General features: G+C 43.0%; 21 protein-coding genes and 1 tRNA gene. 9 read left to right on the top strand and 13 right to left on the bottom strand.

Going from position 1 to position 18,661, the window contains the following annotated elements:
* Positions 1 to 65: 65 nt before the first annotated feature.
* The 5 genes from DACSA_RS13935 to DACSA_RS22255 all read right to left on the bottom strand — a co-directional run bounded on the left by DACSA_RS13935 (position 66) and on the right by DACSA_RS22255 (position 4,021).
* Positions 66 to 2,081, bottom strand: a complete 2,016-nt coding sequence (locus tag DACSA_RS13935; protein ID WP_156800806.1) for an Ig-like domain-containing protein — start codon at positions 2,079 to 2,081, stop codon at positions 66 to 68.
* Positions 2,082 to 2,653: 572 nt separating this feature from the next.
* The gene (locus DACSA_RS13930) at positions 2,654 to 2,845 is read right to left on the bottom strand and encodes a hypothetical protein (protein WP_041235502.1); all 192 of its coding nucleotides are present in this window, start codon (positions 2,843 to 2,845) and stop codon (positions 2,654 to 2,656) included.
* A 52-nt stretch (positions 2,846 to 2,897) separates the two neighbouring features.
* The gene (locus DACSA_RS22260) at positions 2,898 to 3,122 is read right to left on the bottom strand and encodes a hypothetical protein (protein ID WP_232225097.1); all 225 of its coding nucleotides are present in this window, start codon (positions 3,120 to 3,122) and stop codon (positions 2,898 to 2,900) included.
* A 496-nt stretch (positions 3,123 to 3,618) separates the two neighbouring features.
* On the bottom strand, positions 3,619 to 3,816 hold the full coding sequence (locus tag DACSA_RS13920) for a hypothetical protein (RefSeq protein WP_156800804.1): 198 nt from the start codon (positions 3,814 to 3,816) through the stop codon (positions 3,619 to 3,621).
* Positions 3,806 to 4,021 (bottom strand): hypothetical protein, encoded by a 216-nt coding sequence (locus DACSA_RS22255; RefSeq protein WP_232225096.1) that lies wholly within the window; start codon positions 4,019 to 4,021, stop codon positions 3,806 to 3,808. The genes DACSA_RS13920 and DACSA_RS22255 overlap by 11 nt, the downstream gene beginning before the upstream one ends.
* A gap of 972 nt (positions 4,022 to 4,993) precedes the next feature.
* Here DACSA_RS22255 and DACSA_RS13905 point away from each other — a divergent pair.
* Entirely contained in the window at positions 4,994 to 5,248 is a 255-nt protein-coding gene (locus DACSA_RS13905) for a hypothetical protein (RefSeq protein ID WP_041235499.1), read from the top strand.
* A gap of 315 nt (positions 5,249 to 5,563) precedes the next feature.
* Here the strand turns inward: DACSA_RS13905 and DACSA_RS13900 are convergent, their stop codons facing one another.
* Both DACSA_RS13900 and DACSA_RS13895 read right to left on the bottom strand, forming a co-directional pair.
* Positions 5,564 to 7,624 carry a cadherin domain-containing protein gene (locus DACSA_RS13900; protein WP_015230371.1) on the bottom strand — a complete coding sequence of 687 codons (2,061 nt, stop codon included), beginning with the start codon at positions 7,622 to 7,624 and terminating at the stop codon, positions 5,564 to 5,566.
* 152 nt (positions 7,625 to 7,776) lie between these two features.
* Positions 7,777 to 8,208 carry a hypothetical protein gene (locus DACSA_RS13895; RefSeq protein WP_051017323.1) on the bottom strand — a complete coding sequence of 144 codons (432 nt, stop codon included), beginning with the start codon at positions 8,206 to 8,208 and terminating at the stop codon, positions 7,777 to 7,779.
* 645 nt (positions 8,209 to 8,853) lie between these two features.
* Here DACSA_RS13895 and DACSA_RS13885 point away from each other — a divergent pair.
* On the top strand, positions 8,854 to 10,011 hold the full coding sequence (locus DACSA_RS13885; RefSeq protein WP_015230370.1) for a cysteine desulfurase family protein: 1,158 nt from the start codon (positions 8,854 to 8,856) through the stop codon (positions 10,009 to 10,011).
* Here DACSA_RS13885 and DACSA_RS13880 read toward each other — a convergent pair whose 3' ends face one another.
* A complete protein-coding gene (locus DACSA_RS13880) occupies positions 10,012 to 10,191 on the bottom strand; it encodes a hypothetical protein (RefSeq protein WP_015230369.1) in 180 nt (59 codons plus the stop codon). It lies immediately after the preceding gene.
* Here DACSA_RS13880 and DACSA_RS13875 point away from each other — a divergent pair, their 5' ends adjacent.
* On the top strand, positions 10,192 to 10,476 hold the full coding sequence (locus DACSA_RS13875) for a DUF3288 family protein (RefSeq protein ID WP_015230368.1): 285 nt from the start codon (positions 10,192 to 10,194) through the stop codon (positions 10,474 to 10,476).
* Between the two features lie 13 nt (positions 10,477 to 10,489).
* On the opposite strand, the gene DACSA_RS13870 is transcribed toward DACSA_RS13875, so the two are convergent.
* On the bottom strand, positions 10,490 to 11,380 hold the full coding sequence (locus DACSA_RS13870) for a PhzF family phenazine biosynthesis protein (RefSeq protein ID WP_015230367.1): 891 nt from the start codon (positions 11,378 to 11,380) through the stop codon (positions 10,490 to 10,492).
* A 308-nt stretch (positions 11,381 to 11,688) separates the two neighbouring features.
* On the opposite strand from DACSA_RS13870, the gene DACSA_RS13860 reads away from it, so the two are divergent.
* Positions 11,689 to 12,114: a tetratricopeptide repeat protein gene (locus tag DACSA_RS13860; RefSeq protein ID WP_232225095.1), complete on the top strand. Its 426-nt coding sequence runs from the start codon at positions 11,689 to 11,691 to the stop codon at positions 12,112 to 12,114.
* Here the strand turns inward: DACSA_RS13860 and DACSA_RS13855 are convergent.
* The 3 genes from DACSA_RS13855 to DACSA_RS13845 form a co-directional block, all read right to left on the bottom strand.
* Positions 12,111 to 13,520 carry a phospholipase D-like domain-containing protein gene (locus tag DACSA_RS13855; RefSeq protein WP_015230365.1) on the bottom strand — a complete coding sequence of 470 codons (1,410 nt, stop codon included), beginning with the start codon at positions 13,518 to 13,520 and terminating at the stop codon, positions 12,111 to 12,113. The genes DACSA_RS13860 and DACSA_RS13855 overlap by 4 nt on opposite strands.
* A gap of 133 nt (positions 13,521 to 13,653) precedes the next feature.
* Positions 13,654 to 14,574, bottom strand: coding sequence for a methylenetetrahydrofolate reductase (locus DACSA_RS13850; protein ID WP_156800803.1), 921 nt, complete (start codon positions 14,572 to 14,574; stop codon positions 13,654 to 13,656).
* Between the two features lie 87 nt (positions 14,575 to 14,661).
* Entirely contained in the window at positions 14,662 to 15,021 is a 360-nt protein-coding gene (locus DACSA_RS13845; protein WP_041235496.1) for a single-stranded DNA-binding protein, read from the bottom strand.
* Between the two features lie 231 nt (positions 15,022 to 15,252).
* On the opposite strand from DACSA_RS13845, the gene DACSA_RS13840 reads away from it, so the two are divergent.
* The 5 genes from DACSA_RS13840 (at position 15,253) to DACSA_RS13825 (ending at position 18,157) form a co-directional block, all read left to right on the top strand.
* The gene (locus tag DACSA_RS13840; RefSeq protein ID WP_198007742.1) at positions 15,253 to 16,257 is read left to right on the top strand and encodes a rod shape-determining protein; all 1,005 of its coding nucleotides are present in this window, start codon (positions 15,253 to 15,255) and stop codon (positions 16,255 to 16,257) included.
* Between the two features lie 80 nt (positions 16,258 to 16,337).
* Positions 16,338 to 16,694: a HesB/IscA family protein gene (locus DACSA_RS13835; protein WP_015230361.1), complete on the top strand. Its 357-nt coding sequence runs from the start codon at positions 16,338 to 16,340 to the stop codon at positions 16,692 to 16,694.
* A gap of 76 nt (positions 16,695 to 16,770) precedes the next feature.
* Entirely contained in the window at positions 16,771 to 17,187 is a 417-nt protein-coding gene (locus tag DACSA_RS13830; RefSeq protein WP_015230360.1) for a tetratricopeptide repeat protein, read from the top strand.
* A gap of 42 nt (positions 17,188 to 17,229) precedes the next feature.
* Positions 17,230 to 18,096 (top strand): M48 family metallopeptidase, encoded by an 867-nt coding sequence (locus tag DACSA_RS19260; protein ID WP_015230359.1) that lies wholly within the window; start codon positions 17,230 to 17,232, stop codon positions 18,094 to 18,096.
* Positions 18,075 to 18,157: transfer RNA gene (locus DACSA_RS13825), tRNA-Leu, on the top strand. Before DACSA_RS19260 ends, DACSA_RS13825 begins: the two co-directional genes overlap by 22 nt.
* On the opposite strand, the gene DACSA_RS13820 is transcribed toward DACSA_RS13825, so the two are convergent.
* A complete protein-coding gene (locus DACSA_RS13820) occupies positions 18,158 to 18,574 on the bottom strand; it encodes an acyl-CoA thioesterase (protein WP_015230358.1) in 417 nt (138 codons plus the stop codon).
* Between the last annotated feature and the right edge of the window lie 87 nt (positions 18,575 to 18,661).

The following is an 18,661-nucleotide window of genomic DNA, read 5'->3' as shown; positions in this document are numbered from 1 at the left end:
CAGACAACTGGATTTGGTGTTGATTGGGTTCTTCTCTTTAAGGTCTGCTTTCGGAGTTGATTTCCTTACACCGCATCTAGGAAGGGCTGTAAAAATTCTTGTATTTCCGCAACGCTGCGATCGGCATCACTGGCGAGTTCGTAAGTTTCGGGATTCAGCCCGCCTAAAAATCGGAAAATGGTCAGACCATCGGTAAAGGGATCAGCCACGCCATTGTTGTCAACATCCAAGAAGGTTTCACCGCCAAAGAGAAACTCTTGTACTGCCGTCACGCTGCGATCGGCATCACTGGCGAGTTCGTAAGTTTCGGGATTCAGCCCGCCTAAAAATCGGAAAATGGTCAGACCATCGGTAAAGGGATCAGCCACGCCATTGTTGTCAACATCAAGGTTAAAACTGGGAACGGGAACGCCTGTGATATCAATGGCAACATTAGCGGTGTCAGTGCCATCATTGCCATCGGAGACGGTATAACTAAAGCGATCGGTGGTGGTTTCTCCTTCCGCGAGGTTGTCAAAGGCGTTATTAGGGTCATATTCAAAGCTACCATCAGCGTTAAGGGTTAACAGCGCCCCAGAAGGAAGTTCAAATTCGGTGCCGACATTACTTTCTTCGCCATTAACGGCGCTGACAGTGAGGGAATCTCCCTCAGCGTCGCTGTCATTGCTGAGAACGTTTTGACTTAAAGCGGTATTAGACCCAGTGCTTGCGGTATCATCTTCAGCAACGGGGGCTTGATTGCCACCACCGCCATTGTTACCCGTCTCTACTGCCCCTAAGTCAACGGCATCGCCAATAACACGGTTTAACCCTCGCTGGTCAAAGGGAAGGGGTTCTTCAACATCGCCATCCCCGTCTATGTCTTGAGTGTCGGCAGGAAGAACGCTATTATCGCCCAAGTCAATGGCTAAACTGCCTTCTAGGGGAATGTGGGTGAGAGTACCGCCACCATTATCCTGTAAGGGAGAAAGGTTAGGGTCAATCTGGACAGCACCGCGAACACTACCATCTTCGACAATATTTGCACCATAAGTATTTACGTCCGGCCTACCATAATAGTTGTAGACATCTCCTCCACCGGTGCTATTAGCAATAATACTATTGGTTAGGTTTATAGTCTCTCTGCTCCAAATCCCCCCTCCATCATCAGAAGCGGAATTACCAGAGATGGTTGTATTGGTTAGGTTTACAGTTCCTTCGTTAAAAATCCCCCCCCCATCATCAGAAGCGGAATTGCCAGAGATGGTTGTATTGGTTAGGTTTACAGTTTCACGGTTAAAGATACCAGCGCCGTCTTCTGTATTACCGCCGATAATTGTTAAGCCATCCATGCTAACTCTAATAGAATTTTGGGAGTTTCCATCATCAATTAAAAAAACGCGACTATTCCCTTGAGCATCAATGGTCATTCCTCCTGTCTCTGAAGCTTCAATGATTAAGGAATCAGTAATATTTAGTGCCTCATTGAGAAGAATGGTTTCACCTGCTAGGCTACCATCAAAGGTGATGGTATCTGTTCCTGGTATGGCATTGGCTCGAACAATTTCTCCTCTTAAAGTTCCACTAACGCTGCCATCTTCTGCGGTTGTAACTTCAAATTCTGCTTGTTCTACCGTAACCAGTTCGCCGTCGAGGTTCAATGTAGCGCGATCATCTTCTTCTCGCAACTCATCCCTTAACCCTTCTCCTTGCAGTAGAGAGGCAAAGATCGCGCCTTCATCCCCTAGAGTATCCCTCTCATTAGCAACATGATCCAAATGATGCCCTAACTCTTCCATCAAAACCGCCAACGCATCTTCTTCGCTGGCTGTCGCTAACCAGTCTTGATTGAGATAAATCGTTTCCCCACTGCTGGCATAAGCACCCATTGCGCCAGACATGGACTCATAGGATAAGAGTTCCACTGCTGGCAGTTGGGAAAAATCACCAGTTTGCCATTGCTTGATTAATTCTGTTAAGGGGTCTGGGATCGTTTCTAATTGTAGAGCGTCTTCGGCGGCGGTGAGTAAACGTCCACTGGTAGCGAGTTCGGTTAAGGCGTTTTCCCAAGTTAGGAATAAAGGGTTAAGAGACATAGACATGATGAATTTAGCAATTGCGGGGGCATCAAAAGTGTTTTCAACCAACGTCACTAAGGTAGCAAATTCGAGTGGTTCTGATGGTGTAACAGGATCGTAATTGTGATCACTGACACTCATCAAACTTTACTCAGAGTTTCTCAGAGAAAAATCGGCTCACTTCTCCTGCAAATGGAGTTTTGAGCGATTTTATGGCGACGAACCTCCCGAATTTTTGGCTTTGTCGTAGTTGGGAGAGATAAAGGCTTGAGTTTCCCTTGTGGCGGTTTTTTGAGGGAGAAAAGGAGAATTGATGCAGTTGAAATCAGTTTTTTACAATGCTTAATCTCACTGCTGATCATTGAGAGAGCGGTTGTAACCGTTGCAGGGAAATGGATTGAACTTGTGAAATCAGGAAGAAATTGTGTTGGAGTGAAGGAGAAATCGTAATAAAAGTTAATACTCTTCTCTAGCAACACCAGTTTAAAAAGTTGCTCCCCAAACTGACCAGACGATTAGACATGATTGAAGGAAGGAATTTTAATTCGGGGCGCGATGCTCGAAGAGCGGTCACTTCGCGACATTGCGCTACTAAACTACTCATCATTGTTGGTCAGCTTAGTAATCTCTTCCGGGGAAAGTTCAGTTAGTTCAGCAATCTGCTCAATTTCCATTCCCTTACTCAGAAGTTTTTGGGCAAATCGCTTTTGCGCGATCTCCATGCCCTGCTTTTGGGCTTCTCGATCGCGTTGTTCACGTTCTTGTTGATAAAGGGGTTCTAATCTCATAATTTGTTATTCGTTATTCGTTATTCGTTATTCGTTATTTGTTGGTAACTGGTCATTGGTCATCAGAATTTTGGTTAATCAGTTTCATCACCTCTTTTGGAGAAAGACCGGTGGCTTGGGCAATTTGCTCAACTTCCATACCCATACTAAGGAGATTAGCTGCAATTTCTCGCTGTGTACGCTCTTCTCCACGTTCTTCACCAATTTCCATGCCCCGCTTTTGGGCTTCTCGAACGAGTTTTTCCTTTTCTTGTTGATAAAGGGGTTCTAGTCTCATAATTAATTCTCTATCCTCTGATGGGAGTTCCTGCTTTGATTTTAAATTGTTTTGCAGGGTATAGAGCAGTTCCAGCGCCCTTTGGCGAAAGGGATTGTTTTCACTCAAGGCTTCCAATTCATCAATTGCTTCCTTTTGAACTCTACCTCTTCCTAAAACTCTTAACCAAAGCGTTTCTGGGAGACGAGGAAGCAGTAAGCAGTGACCAGTTACCAGTTACCAGTTACCATTCTTGACTCCGATGGAAACAAGAACTACTCATCAATTACTGATTACTCTCGGGGAAAACTTAAATGGTGGAAAAACGCTTTCATCCTTTTCCATCAAAGCATGGGACAAGTCTTCTCATCCATGAGAGGCAACACGCTCTTCCCTAGTTAATCGCTAATCACAGTTTACTGGTAACTGGTCACTGGTAACTGATCACTGTTCAAGCCAAAGGGTTCGAGGAGAGATTCAAAATAATCCTTAGCAAATTTGTCATGGATTAAACGAGTCATAAAATCAGGAGCGATGAACCAACTAGATGATTATAAATGATTGGGGTAAGAAATTCTAGTTCGGGGTGCGATCGCTGTTGGGGGAGGGGGCGCGATCGGGCTTGAGAGAGGGGGCGCGATCGGGTTTGAGGGAGGGAGCGCGATGCTCGAAGAGCGGTCGCTTCGCGACATCGCGCTACTAAACTACTCATCATTGTTGGTCAGCTTAGTAATCTCTTTTGGGGAAAGTTCAGTTAGTTCAGCAATTTGCTCAATTTCCATTCCCTTACTCAAAAGTTTTTGGGCAAATCGCTTTTTCGCACGTTCTTCACCACGTTCTTCACCACGTTCTTCACCACGTTTTTCCGCGTCTCGATCGCGTTGTTCACGTTCTTGTTGATAAAGAGGTTCTAGTCTCATAATTAATTCCCTATCCTCTGGTTCAATGTCCTGCTTTGATTTTAAACCCTTTTGCAGGGTATAGAGCAGTTCCAGCGCCCTTTGACGAAAGGGATTTTTTTCACTCAAGGCTTCCAATTCATCAATTGCTTCTTTTTGAACTCTGTCTCTTCCTAAAACTCTTAACCAAAGCGTTTCTGGGAGACGAGGAAGCAGTAAGCAGTGACCAGTTACCAGTTACCAGTTACCATTCTTGACTCCGATGGAAACAAGAACTACTCATCAATTACTGATTACTCTCGGGGAAAACTTAAATGGTGGAAAAACGCTTTCATCCTTTTCCATCAAAGCATGGGACAAGTCTTCTCATCCATGAGAGGCAACACGCTCTTCCCTAGTTGATCGCTAATCACAGTTTACTGGTAACTGGTCACTGGTAACTGATCACTGTTCAAGCCAAAGGGTTCGAGGAGAGATTCAAAATAATCCTTAGCAAATTTGTCATGGATTAAACGAGTCATAAAATCAGGAGCGATGAACCAACTAAACGATTATAAATGATTGAGTGCTTCCTGAAAAAGTGCGCGATCGGGGTTGGAGAGAGGGGGCGCGATTGTTTTGTTATTTGTTATTTGTTATTTGTTATTCGTTGGTAACTGATCACCCTTCGGCAAGTTGCTAACTGGTCACTGTCTTTTCGTCACTTCTTCAGGAGAAAGACCGGTGGCTTGGGCAATTTGCTCAATTCCCATACCCATACTAAGGAGATTAGCTGCAATTTCTCGTTGTGTACCCTCTTCTCCACGTTCTTCAGCTTCTCGATCGCGTTGTTCACGTTATCCTTTTGATCAACTAGCCAAACCACTCTTATTGCCTTACTGTCTAGCGCGATCGCGCTCCTAACCAACACTCTCCTCAATAATGGCAGGATTTGAATGTAAAATATATTTTACGGGTTATTGAAAATTGGGCTAAAATGTAAGAGCTAAAGTTATGGTTGCTTCTGATGAAAGACGCGATCGCGCAAAATTTAATCCGATATCGCAAAGGACAAGGGCTTTAGACATTGAACTGGAACCAAAACTGCAAGCCGAGGATTTTTCCCTTAATCAGCGATATTCTAGCTTAGTTTGGCAAGCACTAGAACAAGAGAAGATATCGGAGTCGAAAGCAGCAGAATTGTTGGGAATGACGATTGAACGCTTACGGCTGACTCGCATGGAACAGGAGGTTTATGCAGTCGCCTGAACCATCTAGGAAACGGTCGGGGATGATTCTGAATGCTACAGCAAGGAGATGGCAAAAATGCTGATTGAGACGAGAGGGAAGCATATTTCTAAGCAGGTGATTGAGAATTGGTATTTAGATTTAGATGCGATCTTTTACAGTGACCAGTGACCGGTGACCAGTGACCGGTGACCAGTGACCAGTGACCAGTGATCAGTGACCAGTGACCAGTGACCAGTGATCAGTGACCAGTGACCAGTGACCAGTGACCAGTGAACAAATAACAAATAACAAATAACAAATATTGGTGTTGGGTTTCGCTACTCTCCACCCAACCTACTGGGGAGACTGTGCTGCAAAAACAAAGTCATTTTCGGTTAAGGTATTGGCTTGTACCCCTTGTAATTCAGCGATCGGATTGTTAGCCTCTAAACCAATGATTGTGTTTTCTCCATTTTGATTCACAATGAGATCATTAAAAGAAAGGTCTGGGAAACCACCAAAACCGATCGCGTCTTCTCCTGATGTAAAATCGGTAATGGTGTTAGGAGAGTTGGGAATTTCATCAGTAGCAATCCAGAATTGATCAGCGCCGCTATTGCCAATCAGAAGATTGTTTCCGCCTTGTCGCACGAGAAGACGATCGTCTCCATTCCCACCTGTTAGTAAATCATTATTTCCTGCAATGAGATCATCATTGTCGTCGCCTCCATAAAGTCGGTTATTACCCGTTCCTTGAGAAGCATCTAGGGTGTCGTTACCGCCTTCTCCAAAAAGACGATCGTTGTTCCCTGCAAATAATTCATCAGCATTGCTGCCACCATAATTACGGTTAGAACCATCTCCCCCGATCGAACCATCAACAAGGTCTTCCCCAGCGCCAGTGAAGGTGATTTGGTTATTCCCTGTGTAAAGATTATTTTGATCAGCCGCATTGAGGGTGTCGTTATTAGAAGTTCCGAAGACCAAATCATCGACAGCACTAAGAACAGATGGGTCTTCTGGTTCTGTTTCCAAATTCACAGTAATCATTTCTGTAACAGTCAGTCCTTCTTCATCGGTTACTGTGACACCAAACATGAAACTGTTCTGGCTTTCAAAATCAAGATCGTCGGTATCGTTGACGGTAATTTCTCCATTTTCATCGATGGTAAAAGCAACTTCTCCATCACCATCTAGGTCTTCATTACCTTCGGTAATCTCAAACGTCAACTCGTCTTCATCGGGATCAGTTGCCGTCACTTCTCCGATAACTGTTCCCACTGGACTGTCAGCATTGATGCCAAAGAATTCTGGAGTAATGGTTGGCGGTTGATTTTCATCACCTTGGACATCATTATCAACATCCAACTTAACGTTCTCTGCTTCTATGATGACAACATCATTGTAGGTGTCCTCTTCACCATCCCCATTAAAGTCACCATTGAATGTCACTTCATAACTGCCACTGGGTAACTCAATCTGATAGCCTCCTTCTTCCCGAGTGGTTGTAGTAAAGATGTTGCTGGAGTCAGTCTGATCAGCTACAGTAATGACAACATCACTGATGCCTTCTCCTGGTGTGTAAAAATCATCATCCGCGATCGCGCCGTCGTTGTAAACCACTCCCAATAATCGAGGACTACCAAAATCGGAGCGATTCCCAAATTCTTGGCTGACAATCACTGTTCCAACAGCAGTCTCTGGATTATCTTCTTCTCTCACTTCCAAGCCAACTTCTCGAAAGCTGTCACTCATAATACTATTGCGGTGACCAGGGGGATCTTGAATCCCAGTGGGTGTAAATCCCCAGTCTATTGCAAAGGCAGCGTGAGCTTGAAATGCTGAATCGGCTTGAGCAAAGGCATTCTCTCCCGCTCGAGAAAAATTATATCCCGCATCTGTAAAACGTTGTCCTAAGTTAGGAGCGTGTCCTGTACCATCAATACTAACTTGATAGTCATTATTACCAATGGCAGCTTCTTTGAGAACTTCTGACCAAGCAAGGGGAGCAACAGAGGTTAGGGAACTCCACTGACTTTGTAACTCCTCAATATCTACTTCAAAAAAGCTGATGGCATTATCAACATTAGGATTACCTGCGTTCAGCAATAAATCTAGCTCCTCACTGGGATTGATTCGCATCCGATTGATTAGTTCCAGTAAATACTGCTCATCTGCACTGGGTTCATTCGTGATTGGAAGTTCATTGCCAGGATCTTCATCTTGAACTTCTACTGCACCCAGGTCAACCGTACCATTAACCACGCGATCGCTGCCTCGTTGGTCAAATAGGGAGTCTGGAATCGTTTCTAATTGTAGAGCCTCTTGGGCGGCGGTGAGTAAACGTCCACTGCTGGCGAGTTCGGTTAAGGCGTTTTGCCAATTTGGGAGGAGATAATCAGGGGAAATAAACATGATAAATTTAGCAATTACAGGGAATCAGAACTTTTTCCAACCCTACCACGGTAAGGGAGTTGTGTTGCGGTAAAGGAAAATTGTCATAAAAATTAATATGATAGCGATCGATCAGTGTTTTCCGAACTAAAGGGCTTGAAAAGTGCTAAAGTTTAATGATTAATTACCAATTTGATCCCCCAAGATAGCCCAGCGGCGATCGCTTCGGCGCTAATACTAATCAGACGAAATAAGGCTAAACTGCTGAGAAGAATTGCAACGGGAAAACTAGGACTTAAAAGCGCGATCGCGGTGCTTTCAAAAACACCAATTCCCCCTGGCGAAGGAACAACTAAGCCTAAAAACCAAGCTAAACTAAACACCCCAAGCAACAAGGGAATCTCACTAACACTCAAGGGTTGAAACACAGCAATTGTCACCAGAAACCCACTCCCCCGTAAACCAACAAAACCAATTAACGTTAAAAAAGGCGCGATCGCCCCAGAAATTAATTGTGATTGATTAAGCTCGATCGGCGCTACTTCCCGCCAATGTTGCTGAAAAGTTTTAGCTAGGAAAAAAACGTTAATCCAAAAATAAACCACCGTAAAACCTTAACTACTTTTTGAAGAAAACTTATTAATTATCATTAAAATCCTACCTACGCTTTGACTTGGGTTTCGTTACCTCCACCCAACCTACGCTTTGACTTGGGTTTCGTCACCTTCACCCAACCTACGCTTTGACTTGGGTTTCGTTACCTCCACCCAATCTACGCTTTGACTGGGTTGTTGTTGGGTTTCGTTACCTCCACCCAACCTACGCTTTGACTTGGGTTTCGTTACCTCCACCCAATCTACGCTTTGACTGGGTTGTTGTTGGGTTTCGTCACCTCCACCCAACCTACGCTTTGACTTGGGGTTTGGGGCAGGGCTGTTTCATTCTCGGGGTCAAAATTGAAGGCGATTGCGCTCCGCGCACCGATGCGAAGCATCGATTGAGCCGAAGGCTCACCGAGCTTCGCTCGATCGCCTGAACCTCTTACGGTACGTTCGATCGAAGCCTTTTTCTTACTTTTTGACTAATTCATAAGAAAAAAGAGTCCTGAAATCTCCCCCATCTCCCTTGTCTCCCTTGTCTCCCCCATCTCCCTACCTCCCTTGATTTCATTCATAATGAAACAGCCCTGGGGTTTGGGGGGCTAAAATTGGTCAATAACACTCGATCGCGCTCTTAAAATAGAAACAAAAATGCAACGCCCAATTTATCTTGATTGTCACGCCACCACACCCGTTGATCCTCGTGTTTTAGATGCCATGATGCCTTATTTTACAGAACATTTTGGCAATCCGTCCAGTGTTTCTCATGCCTATGGTTGGGAAGCAGAAGCAGGAGTGAAACAAGCCAGAGAAATCATTGCAGAAGCGATTAATGCTTCACCAGAGGAAATTGTTTTTACCAGTGGCGCAACTGAAGCCAACAACTTAGCAATTAAAGGAGTCGCTGAGGCTTACTTCTCTCAAGGACAGCATATCATTACAGTTGCCACAGAACATCGTGCGGTTATTGATCCTTGTAAATATTTAGAGAGTTTAGGTTTTGAAATTACTTTTCTCACGGTAGGAGAAGACGGATTAATTGATTTAGATATCTTAGAAAAAAGCATTCGTTCTGATACAATTTTAGTGTCGGTAATGGCGGCGAATAATGAAATTGGTGTCTTACAACCGTTAAAAGAAATCGGTGCTTTATGTCGAGAAAAAGGGGTTTTATTTCATACTGACGCAGCACAAGCGATCGGAAAAATTCCCCTCGATGTGGAAGCGATGAACATTAATTTAATGTCATTAACTGCTCATAAATTGTATGGTCCGAAAGGAATTGGGGCGTTATATGTGCGTCGTCGCAACCCTAAAGTCTATCTAAAATCACAAATACAGGGTGGTGGACAAGAGAGAGAATTGCGTTCGGGAACTCTGTATCCTCCCCAAATTGTTGGCTTTGGGAAAGCGGTAGCATTGGGATTAGCAGAAATGGAGACGGAAGGGGAAAGACTGGAAAAACTGCGCGATCGAGCGATGGAAAAGTTATTACAATTAGAAGGAGTTTATCTCAATGGTGATCGCGCCCAACGCCTTCCTAACAACTTAAATATCAGTGTGGCTGGTGTGGATGGAACCGCATTAATTTTAGGATTACAGCCAGTGATTGCGGTTTCTTCTGGTTCGGCTTGTTCCTCTCAATCCGTTGCACCTTCTCATGTTATCACCGCCCTCGGTCGAAGTAAAACCCTTGCTAATGCTTCCATTCGCTTTGGGATGGGACGATTTACCACAGCAGAAGACATCGATCGCGCTGTTGATCATACCATAACAACAATTCAATCTTTACGAAAAGCCAAACAATAATTAATCTGAATTACCGTTAGATTCCATCCAATTGCGAGTGCCAAAAAATCGACAGGATTCAGCAGCAATTTTGGCAGCAGAATCGATCGCGCTTAATTTTTCATTTGCTTGAGGAAGATGTGGCGCTAAATAAATTAAATCAAGAGTTGTAATTCCGACAAATAGACAACATTTAGACATATGACTGAAATTCCTGAACAAAAACATCCTAGAGAAAAGGAAGACCACGCCATCATTGAACAGATGTTTCAAGAAGACATAACCGATTACAATTTAGCAGAATTAGCCCGTTTACGCATTCGTTATAAAAGTTTTCCTGGTGCAAAATCCCTACAGAGAGATCTGGATGATTTATTAGCAAAATGGGATTTAACCGAAGAATTACTGTTTGAAAAAACTCGTAAAAATCATCAGCAAAGAAAGGTTTATCGTCCAGCAGATACGGAAGAAGAAAATTGGCTTTAATCTTTTTTTGCCATTAAATAAAATTTCCCTGCGCGATCGTTTTTACTTGTCCACCCACTTTAATTTTGTCTTCACTTGCTTGTAAAAAAAGGAGAGAAGGACGATTAATTTCATATCCTTGTTCCACCTTAACTTCTAATCTATTTCCTTGAATAGGAAAAACATTATTATTAAATAAATAAGCGGCTAAACAACCATTAGCGCTTCCAGTTGCGGGGTCTTCTGGTATTGCTAAATAATCCGCAAATACGCGAACACATAAATCATTTTCTGGGGAATAAGTTTCAGGACAAAACACGAGAATGCTTTTCGCTTTCAGAGAAAAAATTAACTGGTAATATTGTTCTAAGTTAACTTTAATTTGTTTTAAGACTTCTAAACGATTGATGGGTACGATCAAAAAATAAATCCCTGTTGAGACTTCCTGAATGGGAAAATTAGGATTAATATCCTTTTCAGAAATTCCTAAAACCGTAGCGATCGTTTCTGGGGAAATGCTTTGACCAAATTCAGGCTGATTTTGTTGCATCCAAAGCACTTCTTCCCCTTGTTCAGTTGTTTCTAATCTGACAGGAATTTTCCCAACTTTTAAATTAAGTGTAATCTCAGCTTGGTTTTCTTTCTCCTGTTTCGACATCAAATATTCTCGAATAATATAAGCTGTTCCTAAAGTAGGATGTCCAGCGAAGGGAAGTTCTTGATTAGGCGTAAAAATCCGAACATCATATTCGTTTTCAGTGGGAGAAGAAGTGGTGATAAATGTTGTTTCTGAAAAATTAATTTCTTTAGCAAACTCTTGCATTTGCTGGTCACTAATTTGATCAGCTTGAGGAAACACAGCGAGTTGATTTCCCGTATATTTAGCAACCGCAAAAACATCAACAATATAAAAAGGATAATTCATAATATTAAATTCATAACTTGATCGATACTTTTAATTTTACTTTTTGACTAATTAGTGCCTCCTGAAAAAGTACAATATCTTGGTTAAAGCAAGGGAACAGGGAACAGAGAAGAAGACAAGGAAGACAAGAGAGCGATTTTTCTCCCCCATCTCCCCCATCTCCCCCATCTTCCCCATCTCTTTGGATAGGGTGGATGAAGTTGGTGAGAGAAATCATCCATTTGAGAGAGGAGAATCCCTACAGATTGAGGGAAGTGTGTTCAAGGGGGATTGTTCTACAGTTGAATTATAGATAAGAAAAACAACCCATGGAGGTTGATATGAGAAAACTAATTCCCTTTATCTTCGGTGTCAGTGTGCTAATTACTCCTCAGTTTAGCGCGATCGGGGGTGAAGCAAAAAACCAAACTTTTACCGCTAATAATGAACAAATAAACACGCAATTGTTGTCTCGTGGCGCTCATTATCGCGCTTGGGAGTTAAGAGGAAATGAAGCACTAGAAGCGGGAAACTATGACCGCGCTATTGCATTATACGATCGAGCGATCGCGGTTGACACGGATCAACCTTCCGCGTGGGAACGTCGCGGTGATGCTTTAGTGAAAAAAGAAGAATATCAAGCGGCGATCGAGGCTTATAATGAAGCGATGAACCTATCAACTAAAACCGAAACCCAATTAGAAACTAAAATCGAAGCAACTCGTGAGAAACTCGGTGATCAATTATCCTCCTAAGAACATTCTTTTTCTTGTTCTTTAACTCTTTCTTGTAGCCATTGGGGAATCCCTAAAACCGATCGATCATATAAGCGTTCAAATTCCCGTTGATAATGCGCCGCTACTGTGGGATTTTCAATCACTAAAACTGTCTCATCATTCTGATAATTGGCGGAAGCTGACCAATTATGAGAACCAGTAATCACTACTTTTTCATCAACAACTGCAAACTTATGATGTAATAAATCGCCTTCAGGAAGTTGAGGAATCCCAACAGTAGAAATCGCAGCCTCCCAGGGATTATTATTTTTTTCAAACTTACAATTGCGGGCTAAAGCCACTCCCAACATATCCAAACCTTCACTATAATAACGATAAGCGAAGCTAGGCTCAATTAATCCCTTAATGTTTACTTCTCTTTCATAACCTTTCGCTAAAATGTCGGCTATTTTCTGCTCAGAGAAAACAAATAAAGCGAAATTTACAGAAGTTTCTGCTTTGGCTAACTTTTCACCAATAAAACCATTACTGCTATCTTGCCAAGACTGGGTTTTAGAAAGGGGAGAAAAGTGAACAGAAACAGCACTTTCACCCACTAAAATCGGTGGAAACATCCGATTTCCCTTCTTAACTCCAAAAACACTATCAGGCTTTTTCCCGACACCATCTCCCCACATTAAATCAAATTCTTCTTGAAAAATCGAAGCTAATTCACTGTTACGAATAGTGACTAAATTATTTGCATTTCCTCTTGTATTAGGGGCTTCTAAATCACCATGAATCCCACTGAGAGTGAAGTTATTGGAAGCAACAAGGCTGATCTTTCCATCGACAATCATAAATTTGTGGTGCATTAAACCACTTCCTTTTGTTCCGTCCGCCGTATCATCAAGAATGGGGATTCCTGCATTTTCTAAAATGATTAAAGCATCTCGTTTTTTACTTTCCTCTTGGCTGATGATTCCGTCTCTATTGAGATCAATAAAATTAAATCCAGCTTGTAAACTATTTTTTTCTCGTCCTGTTGATTGCTTGATTTCCTCTGGAGAATAATCACTAAAAGGGCGACGATAATCATTTTCTATGATCACCCTAATGTTAACTCCATTTTGCTGTTTTTTTGCTAAAGATTGAGCAATTTTAGGGAGGCGAAATTCTTGAACTGCGATTTCGATCGTGTCTTGTGCGTCTTCAATGTTGTTAATAATAATCTGTTCTAAATTATCACCGCTTCGATCGATGTTACGATACGGATCAGTATAGTTTGCTCCTTCCGCTTGATTCTGATTAAAATAGACTTTAATGAGTTCATCTTGTGGTAGCGGTTGGGGACGAATAATTTCTGGAGAATTATTTCGGTTACAACTACTCAGCGTCAGGAACAAGCTGCTAGAAACTAAAACTAAAACTAAACGAGTTAACATAATACTGAATTATATCTTGTAGGGTGGGCAAGGCAAACCCTACTACTACTTTTCCAAAATGGTATAAAAACTGAACAACGCCACCGATCGCATCGATGGCGCTCTAATTACAGGAACAATTGAACCTGATTATTTAGCGAGTCGCTGCGGTGGGAAGTTTCACCCCTTCCACAGGTTTCACCCCAGCTAAATCAAGAATGGATGGAATCGCTTCCTCTTTTTTTACCGCCATCATGTGAACCCCTTGACAGAGTTGACGAGCGGTTTGAACTTGTTCTGCTGCGATCTTAATCCCTTCTTGGAGGGGATCACTAGCACGATCGAGGCGTTCGATAATTTCTTCAGGAATATGAACCCCAGGCACATATTTCTGAATAAAACGGGCATTTTTTGCCGACTTAAACAAGAAAATTCCAGCGAGGATCGGTTTCTTCGCAGGGGAAGCCACCTCATCCATAAACTTCTCTAATCGATCGAAATCAGTGAGCATTTGACTTTGGAAAAATTGCGCCCCTGCTTTCACCTTTTGCTCAAAGCGTCTTTGCAACCCTGACCAACTATCAGATTGTGGATCAACCGCCGCTCCTGCGAACAAGTCTAACGCGCCATCAGTAAGAGGCTTATCATTAAAATCTGTTCCCTCATTAAGTTTTTGAATGAGCTTCAATAAGCGAACCGACTCTAAGTTAAATACAGCTTTTGCTTTGGGATGATCACCAGCCTTCACGGGATCACCTGTAAGAGCGAGAATATTGCGGATTCCTAATGCTTGCGCTCCCATTAAATCCGATTGAATCCCAATTAAATTTCGATCGCGACAGGCGACTTGACAAACTGGCTCGATATCATTGCGTAATAGCACAACCGAAGCAGCTAGAGAGGACATCCTTAAAACAGCGCGACTACCATCAGTGATATTGACAGCATGAACGCGCCCTTTTAAAGATTGTGCCACCTGTAGCATCCGATCGGGGTTTCCTCCTTTCGGAGGAGTCACCTCGGCGGTAACTAAAAACTCTTGCGCTTCGACAGCTTGACGAAAACGACTCATCATATTAATTATTTTTTAATGCTACAAGTTCTAGAGTACAGGGTTATGCCAATGTCGCCAAATTTTTCCCCCTTTCGTCTTACGCATTTTCTAAAACTCATCGGGACGATCATAGCTTGATCCCCCTTGAGTATCCCCTTTTGATCCAAGTAAATCTAATCGATCAACAGCAATTCTTGGACTAGAGCGATTATTACCATTTTGGTCTTGCCAAGTGTCAATTTTTAACTTCCCTTGTATTCCCACCTGTTTTCCTTTGCGGACATATTCAGAAGCAATTTCCGCCGTGCGTCCCCACATTTCTAGCTCAAACCAATCGGGTTTGTCATCTTTTTTTGTGCGTCGATCGACCGCAATGGGAAATTTACATAACACCTTACCACTTTCAAAGTATTTGATTTCTGGATCAACACCAGCGCGACCCACTAAATGCACCACATTTAGATTCATCATCCTTACCTAACTCCAGCATTCAAACAGCGTTCAAAACTGCCTTTAGTTTAACCTGAAATTCAGATTTTTATAAAAACCGTATCATCCCTACTAGACGTAATCCCAGATAAAATAATAAAATCCACATTAATTAGAGTGTGTTGCTCTAAGAAAGCAGGGAAAATGAAAGGCACTTTGGGAGCTAAGAAACGAGTGAGTTTTTGGAATCGGTTATCTTTTTCACGGAATATGGGCGTTGATCTTGGAACAGCAAACACCCTAGTTTATGTTTCAGGGAAGGGGATTGTCCTAAAAGAACCGTCAGTGGTCGCCATTGACCAAGATAACAAGGAAGCACTCGCTTTTGGAGAAGATGCGAAACAAATGTTAGGACGAACTCCTGGCAGTATTGTCGCCTCACGTCCGTTGCGAGATGGAGTCATTGCTGATTTTGACAGCGCCGAGTTGATGTTGCAACACTTTATCAAAAGAGCTCATGGCGGTAGAACGTTGGTTTCTCCTCGGATTGTTATTGGTATTCCTTCGGGAGTGACGGGAGTGGAAAAACGAGCGGTAATGGAAGCTGCTTTACAAGCGGGAGCAAGGGATGTATTTCTCATTGATGAACCCGTCGCCGCTGCCATTGGTGCGGGTTTATCCGTTGCTGAACCCACAGGAAATATGATTATTGATATTGGTGGGGGAACAACCGAAGTCGCTGTTTTAAGTTTGCAAGGAACGGTTTTAAGTGAATCTGTCCGTGTGGCTGGCGATGAACTCAGCGATTCCATTACTCAGTATATGAAAAAGGTTCATAACCTAGTTATTGGGGAACGAACCGCCGAGGAAATTAAAATTCGGGTGAGTTCGGCTTATCCCACAGAAGGAGATGATGACTTATCTATGGAAGTCCGAGGGTTACATTTATTATCGGGTTTACCGCGTATGGTGGCGATTAAAGCCCCAGAAATTCGGGAAAGTATGTCAGAACCTTTATCGGTGATTGTGGAAGCAGTTAAACGGACTTTGGAACGGACTCCACCAGAGTTGGCTTCTGATATCATCAATCAAGGGATTATGCTTGCCGGAGGTGGCGCTCTCTTGCGAGGATTAGATACTCTCATCACCCATGAAACGGGAATTGTGACTCATGTGGCGCCTGATCCCTTACAATGTGTGGTTCTCGGTACGGGAAATGTTTTAGAGAACTTTAAACAGTTGGGGCGAGTCTTTACAGGGAGTTCCAGCAGTTAATCTGGGGCGACTGATTAGACTTAAACAACTTGAAGTTTGTTAAAGTGGAAACTAACAAAAAGCTGATAAAAATAGGGAATATGACACAAGCAATTCAATCCCAACAACAAGGTATTCAACTCTCAGAAACCGCTCTGACTCATTTGAATAAGTTACGAGAAGAACAAGGAAAAGACCTTTGTTTGCGAGTGGGTGTTCGCAACGGCGGCTGTTCTGGAATGTCCTATCTGATGGATTTTGAAGACCCCAGCAATGTCCGTGAGGATGATGAGGTCTTTGATTACGATGGTTTTAAGATTATCTGTGACCCGAAAAGTTTACTGTATATCTATGGCTTACAACTGGATTACAGTAACGCTTTAATTGGGGGAGGATTCCAATTTACCAATCCCAATGCCTCCCAAACTTGTGGCTGTGGGAAGTCTTTTGGTGTCTAAGACCATTTTTTGTTAAAGTATCTCAGCAGATAACTCTTGGTTGTCTGCTTTTTATTTTGATTAAGGAACGTTAGTGATGAGTGAGTCGATTAATGAGTTGTATGATCAAGGCTTGGAACGGTATCAAGCGGGAGAATCGATCGAAACGTTGATTCCCTATTTTAAGGACCTGCGCGATCGCGCTCCCAAAAATTCTGCGGTCTGGTGTAGTTTAGCGTGGCTTTACCTTCTCGCTGATCAACCGAACGCCGCCCTGAAAGCCGCGCAAAAAAGCGTTAAATTTGACAAAAAAGCACCGCAAGCTCGGGTTAATCTGGCGATCGCCCTATTAGAAGCGGGAAAATCAGGGGTTCGTGAGGAAATAGAAGCCACCCAGGAAATGATCGGTTTAAGTTCACAACTGCGAGAAGAAATTATCAAAAATCTTGATGATGGGCTAGAAAAAAAGCCAGACTGGAAGGCAGTTAGTCGCGTCAAAAATTGGATTAGCTAGTTAAGCTAGAAGTAATCGTTAAGAAAGGTAAACAAGGCGATCGTGAAACAGAATCTAATCGGACTCAAAGCCAATGAATTTCGCCATCCCCTAGACTTAGAAGCCACCCAATCTCTACAACAGTTTCCAGGTTGGGATGTTGCTGTCAGAACCGTTTTAGGGGGAGTCGCTGAACAATTTTTCTATCTTCAGAATGTCGCAGCCAGTGTTAAGGTGAGCGAGAAACAACTTCCTGATTTGCATAAACTTCTAATCGAAGCCTGTCAGCGACTGGATGTTGATGTTCCTGAATTGTACATTAAGCAAAATCCCGCACCAAATGCTTACACTTTTGCCATGCGAGGGAAACAGCCCTTTATTGTTATCCATACTTCTCTCGTGGAATTATTGACTCCTGAAGAAATTCAAGCGGTCATTGCTCACGAATTGGGGCATCTAAAATGTGAGCATGGGGTATATTTAACTTTGGTGAATATTGCCGTCTTAGCGGCGGGATTATTGCCCAATTGGGGCGTAATTTTAGCCCAGTCTCTACAAGATCAGATGTTAGAATGGATTCGTTGCGCTGAGTTTAGCTGCGATCGAGCGGCGCTTCTGGCGGTACAAGACCCCAAAGTTGTGATGTCGGTTCTAATGAAACTGGCTGGCGGTTCTCCTACCCTCGCGCCACAATTGAATTTAGGCGCATTTATTGATCAGGCGAGAGCTTACGATCAAATGAGCGAGACACAATTGGGAGACTTGCTGAAAACCGCTCAAACTCAACAACTCAGTCATCCTGTTCCTGTAATTCGCGCTCAAGCCATCGATCGATGGGCGAGTTCTCCTCAATATCAGCGCTTGCTAGAACAGCATCAAAGCAGTTATAATGGGGAAGCCATGCAAAAGGGCAAGTGGCGGAATTGGTAGACGCACCACACTCAAAATGTGGCGGCCACTGGTCGTGAGAGTTCGAGTCTCTCCTTGCCCATTATTCTTGCTCTAAGCTCGATCGAAATTCTTGAGGAAAAGCAATACGACGGCGAGTTTTAGGATTAATGCAAACGTGCTGAGTTTTTCCCTGTGCCAAAATTGTTTTTGATGCAGTTTCGGAGGTTAACTGATAACTAATCAACAGTTCTGTGTCCGAAAGAAATTGGGGAGTTAACGCAATGAGAAGCAAATCCCCCCAAAAAATCGGACGCAAGCAATCTATTTCCCCATGAATAATCGGAATCGCAATTGTTCCCTCTTGCAAGTATTTTTGAAGATCAATCCCACGCTGAATTAAAACTTCTTCATAAGCAGTGTGGCACATCCGTAATAAGTGAGCGAAATAAACCACTCCTGCTGCATCTGTATCCGCTAAACGCACCCGATAAGGAACAATCATCACATCATCAATCATTAATCATCAATTGTAGGTTGGGTAGAGACGTTCCATGGAACGTCTCCACGCGAAACCCAACACCATCAAGAAATTGCCCCCTAAATC

It is taken from the genome of Dactylococcopsis salina PCC 8305 (assembly GCF_000317615.1).
GTDB classification, from domain to species: Bacteria; Cyanobacteriota; Cyanobacteriia; order Cyanobacteriales; family Rubidibacteraceae; genus Halothece; species Halothece salina.
This window is presented reverse-complemented; position numbering and strand designations above follow the sequence as displayed.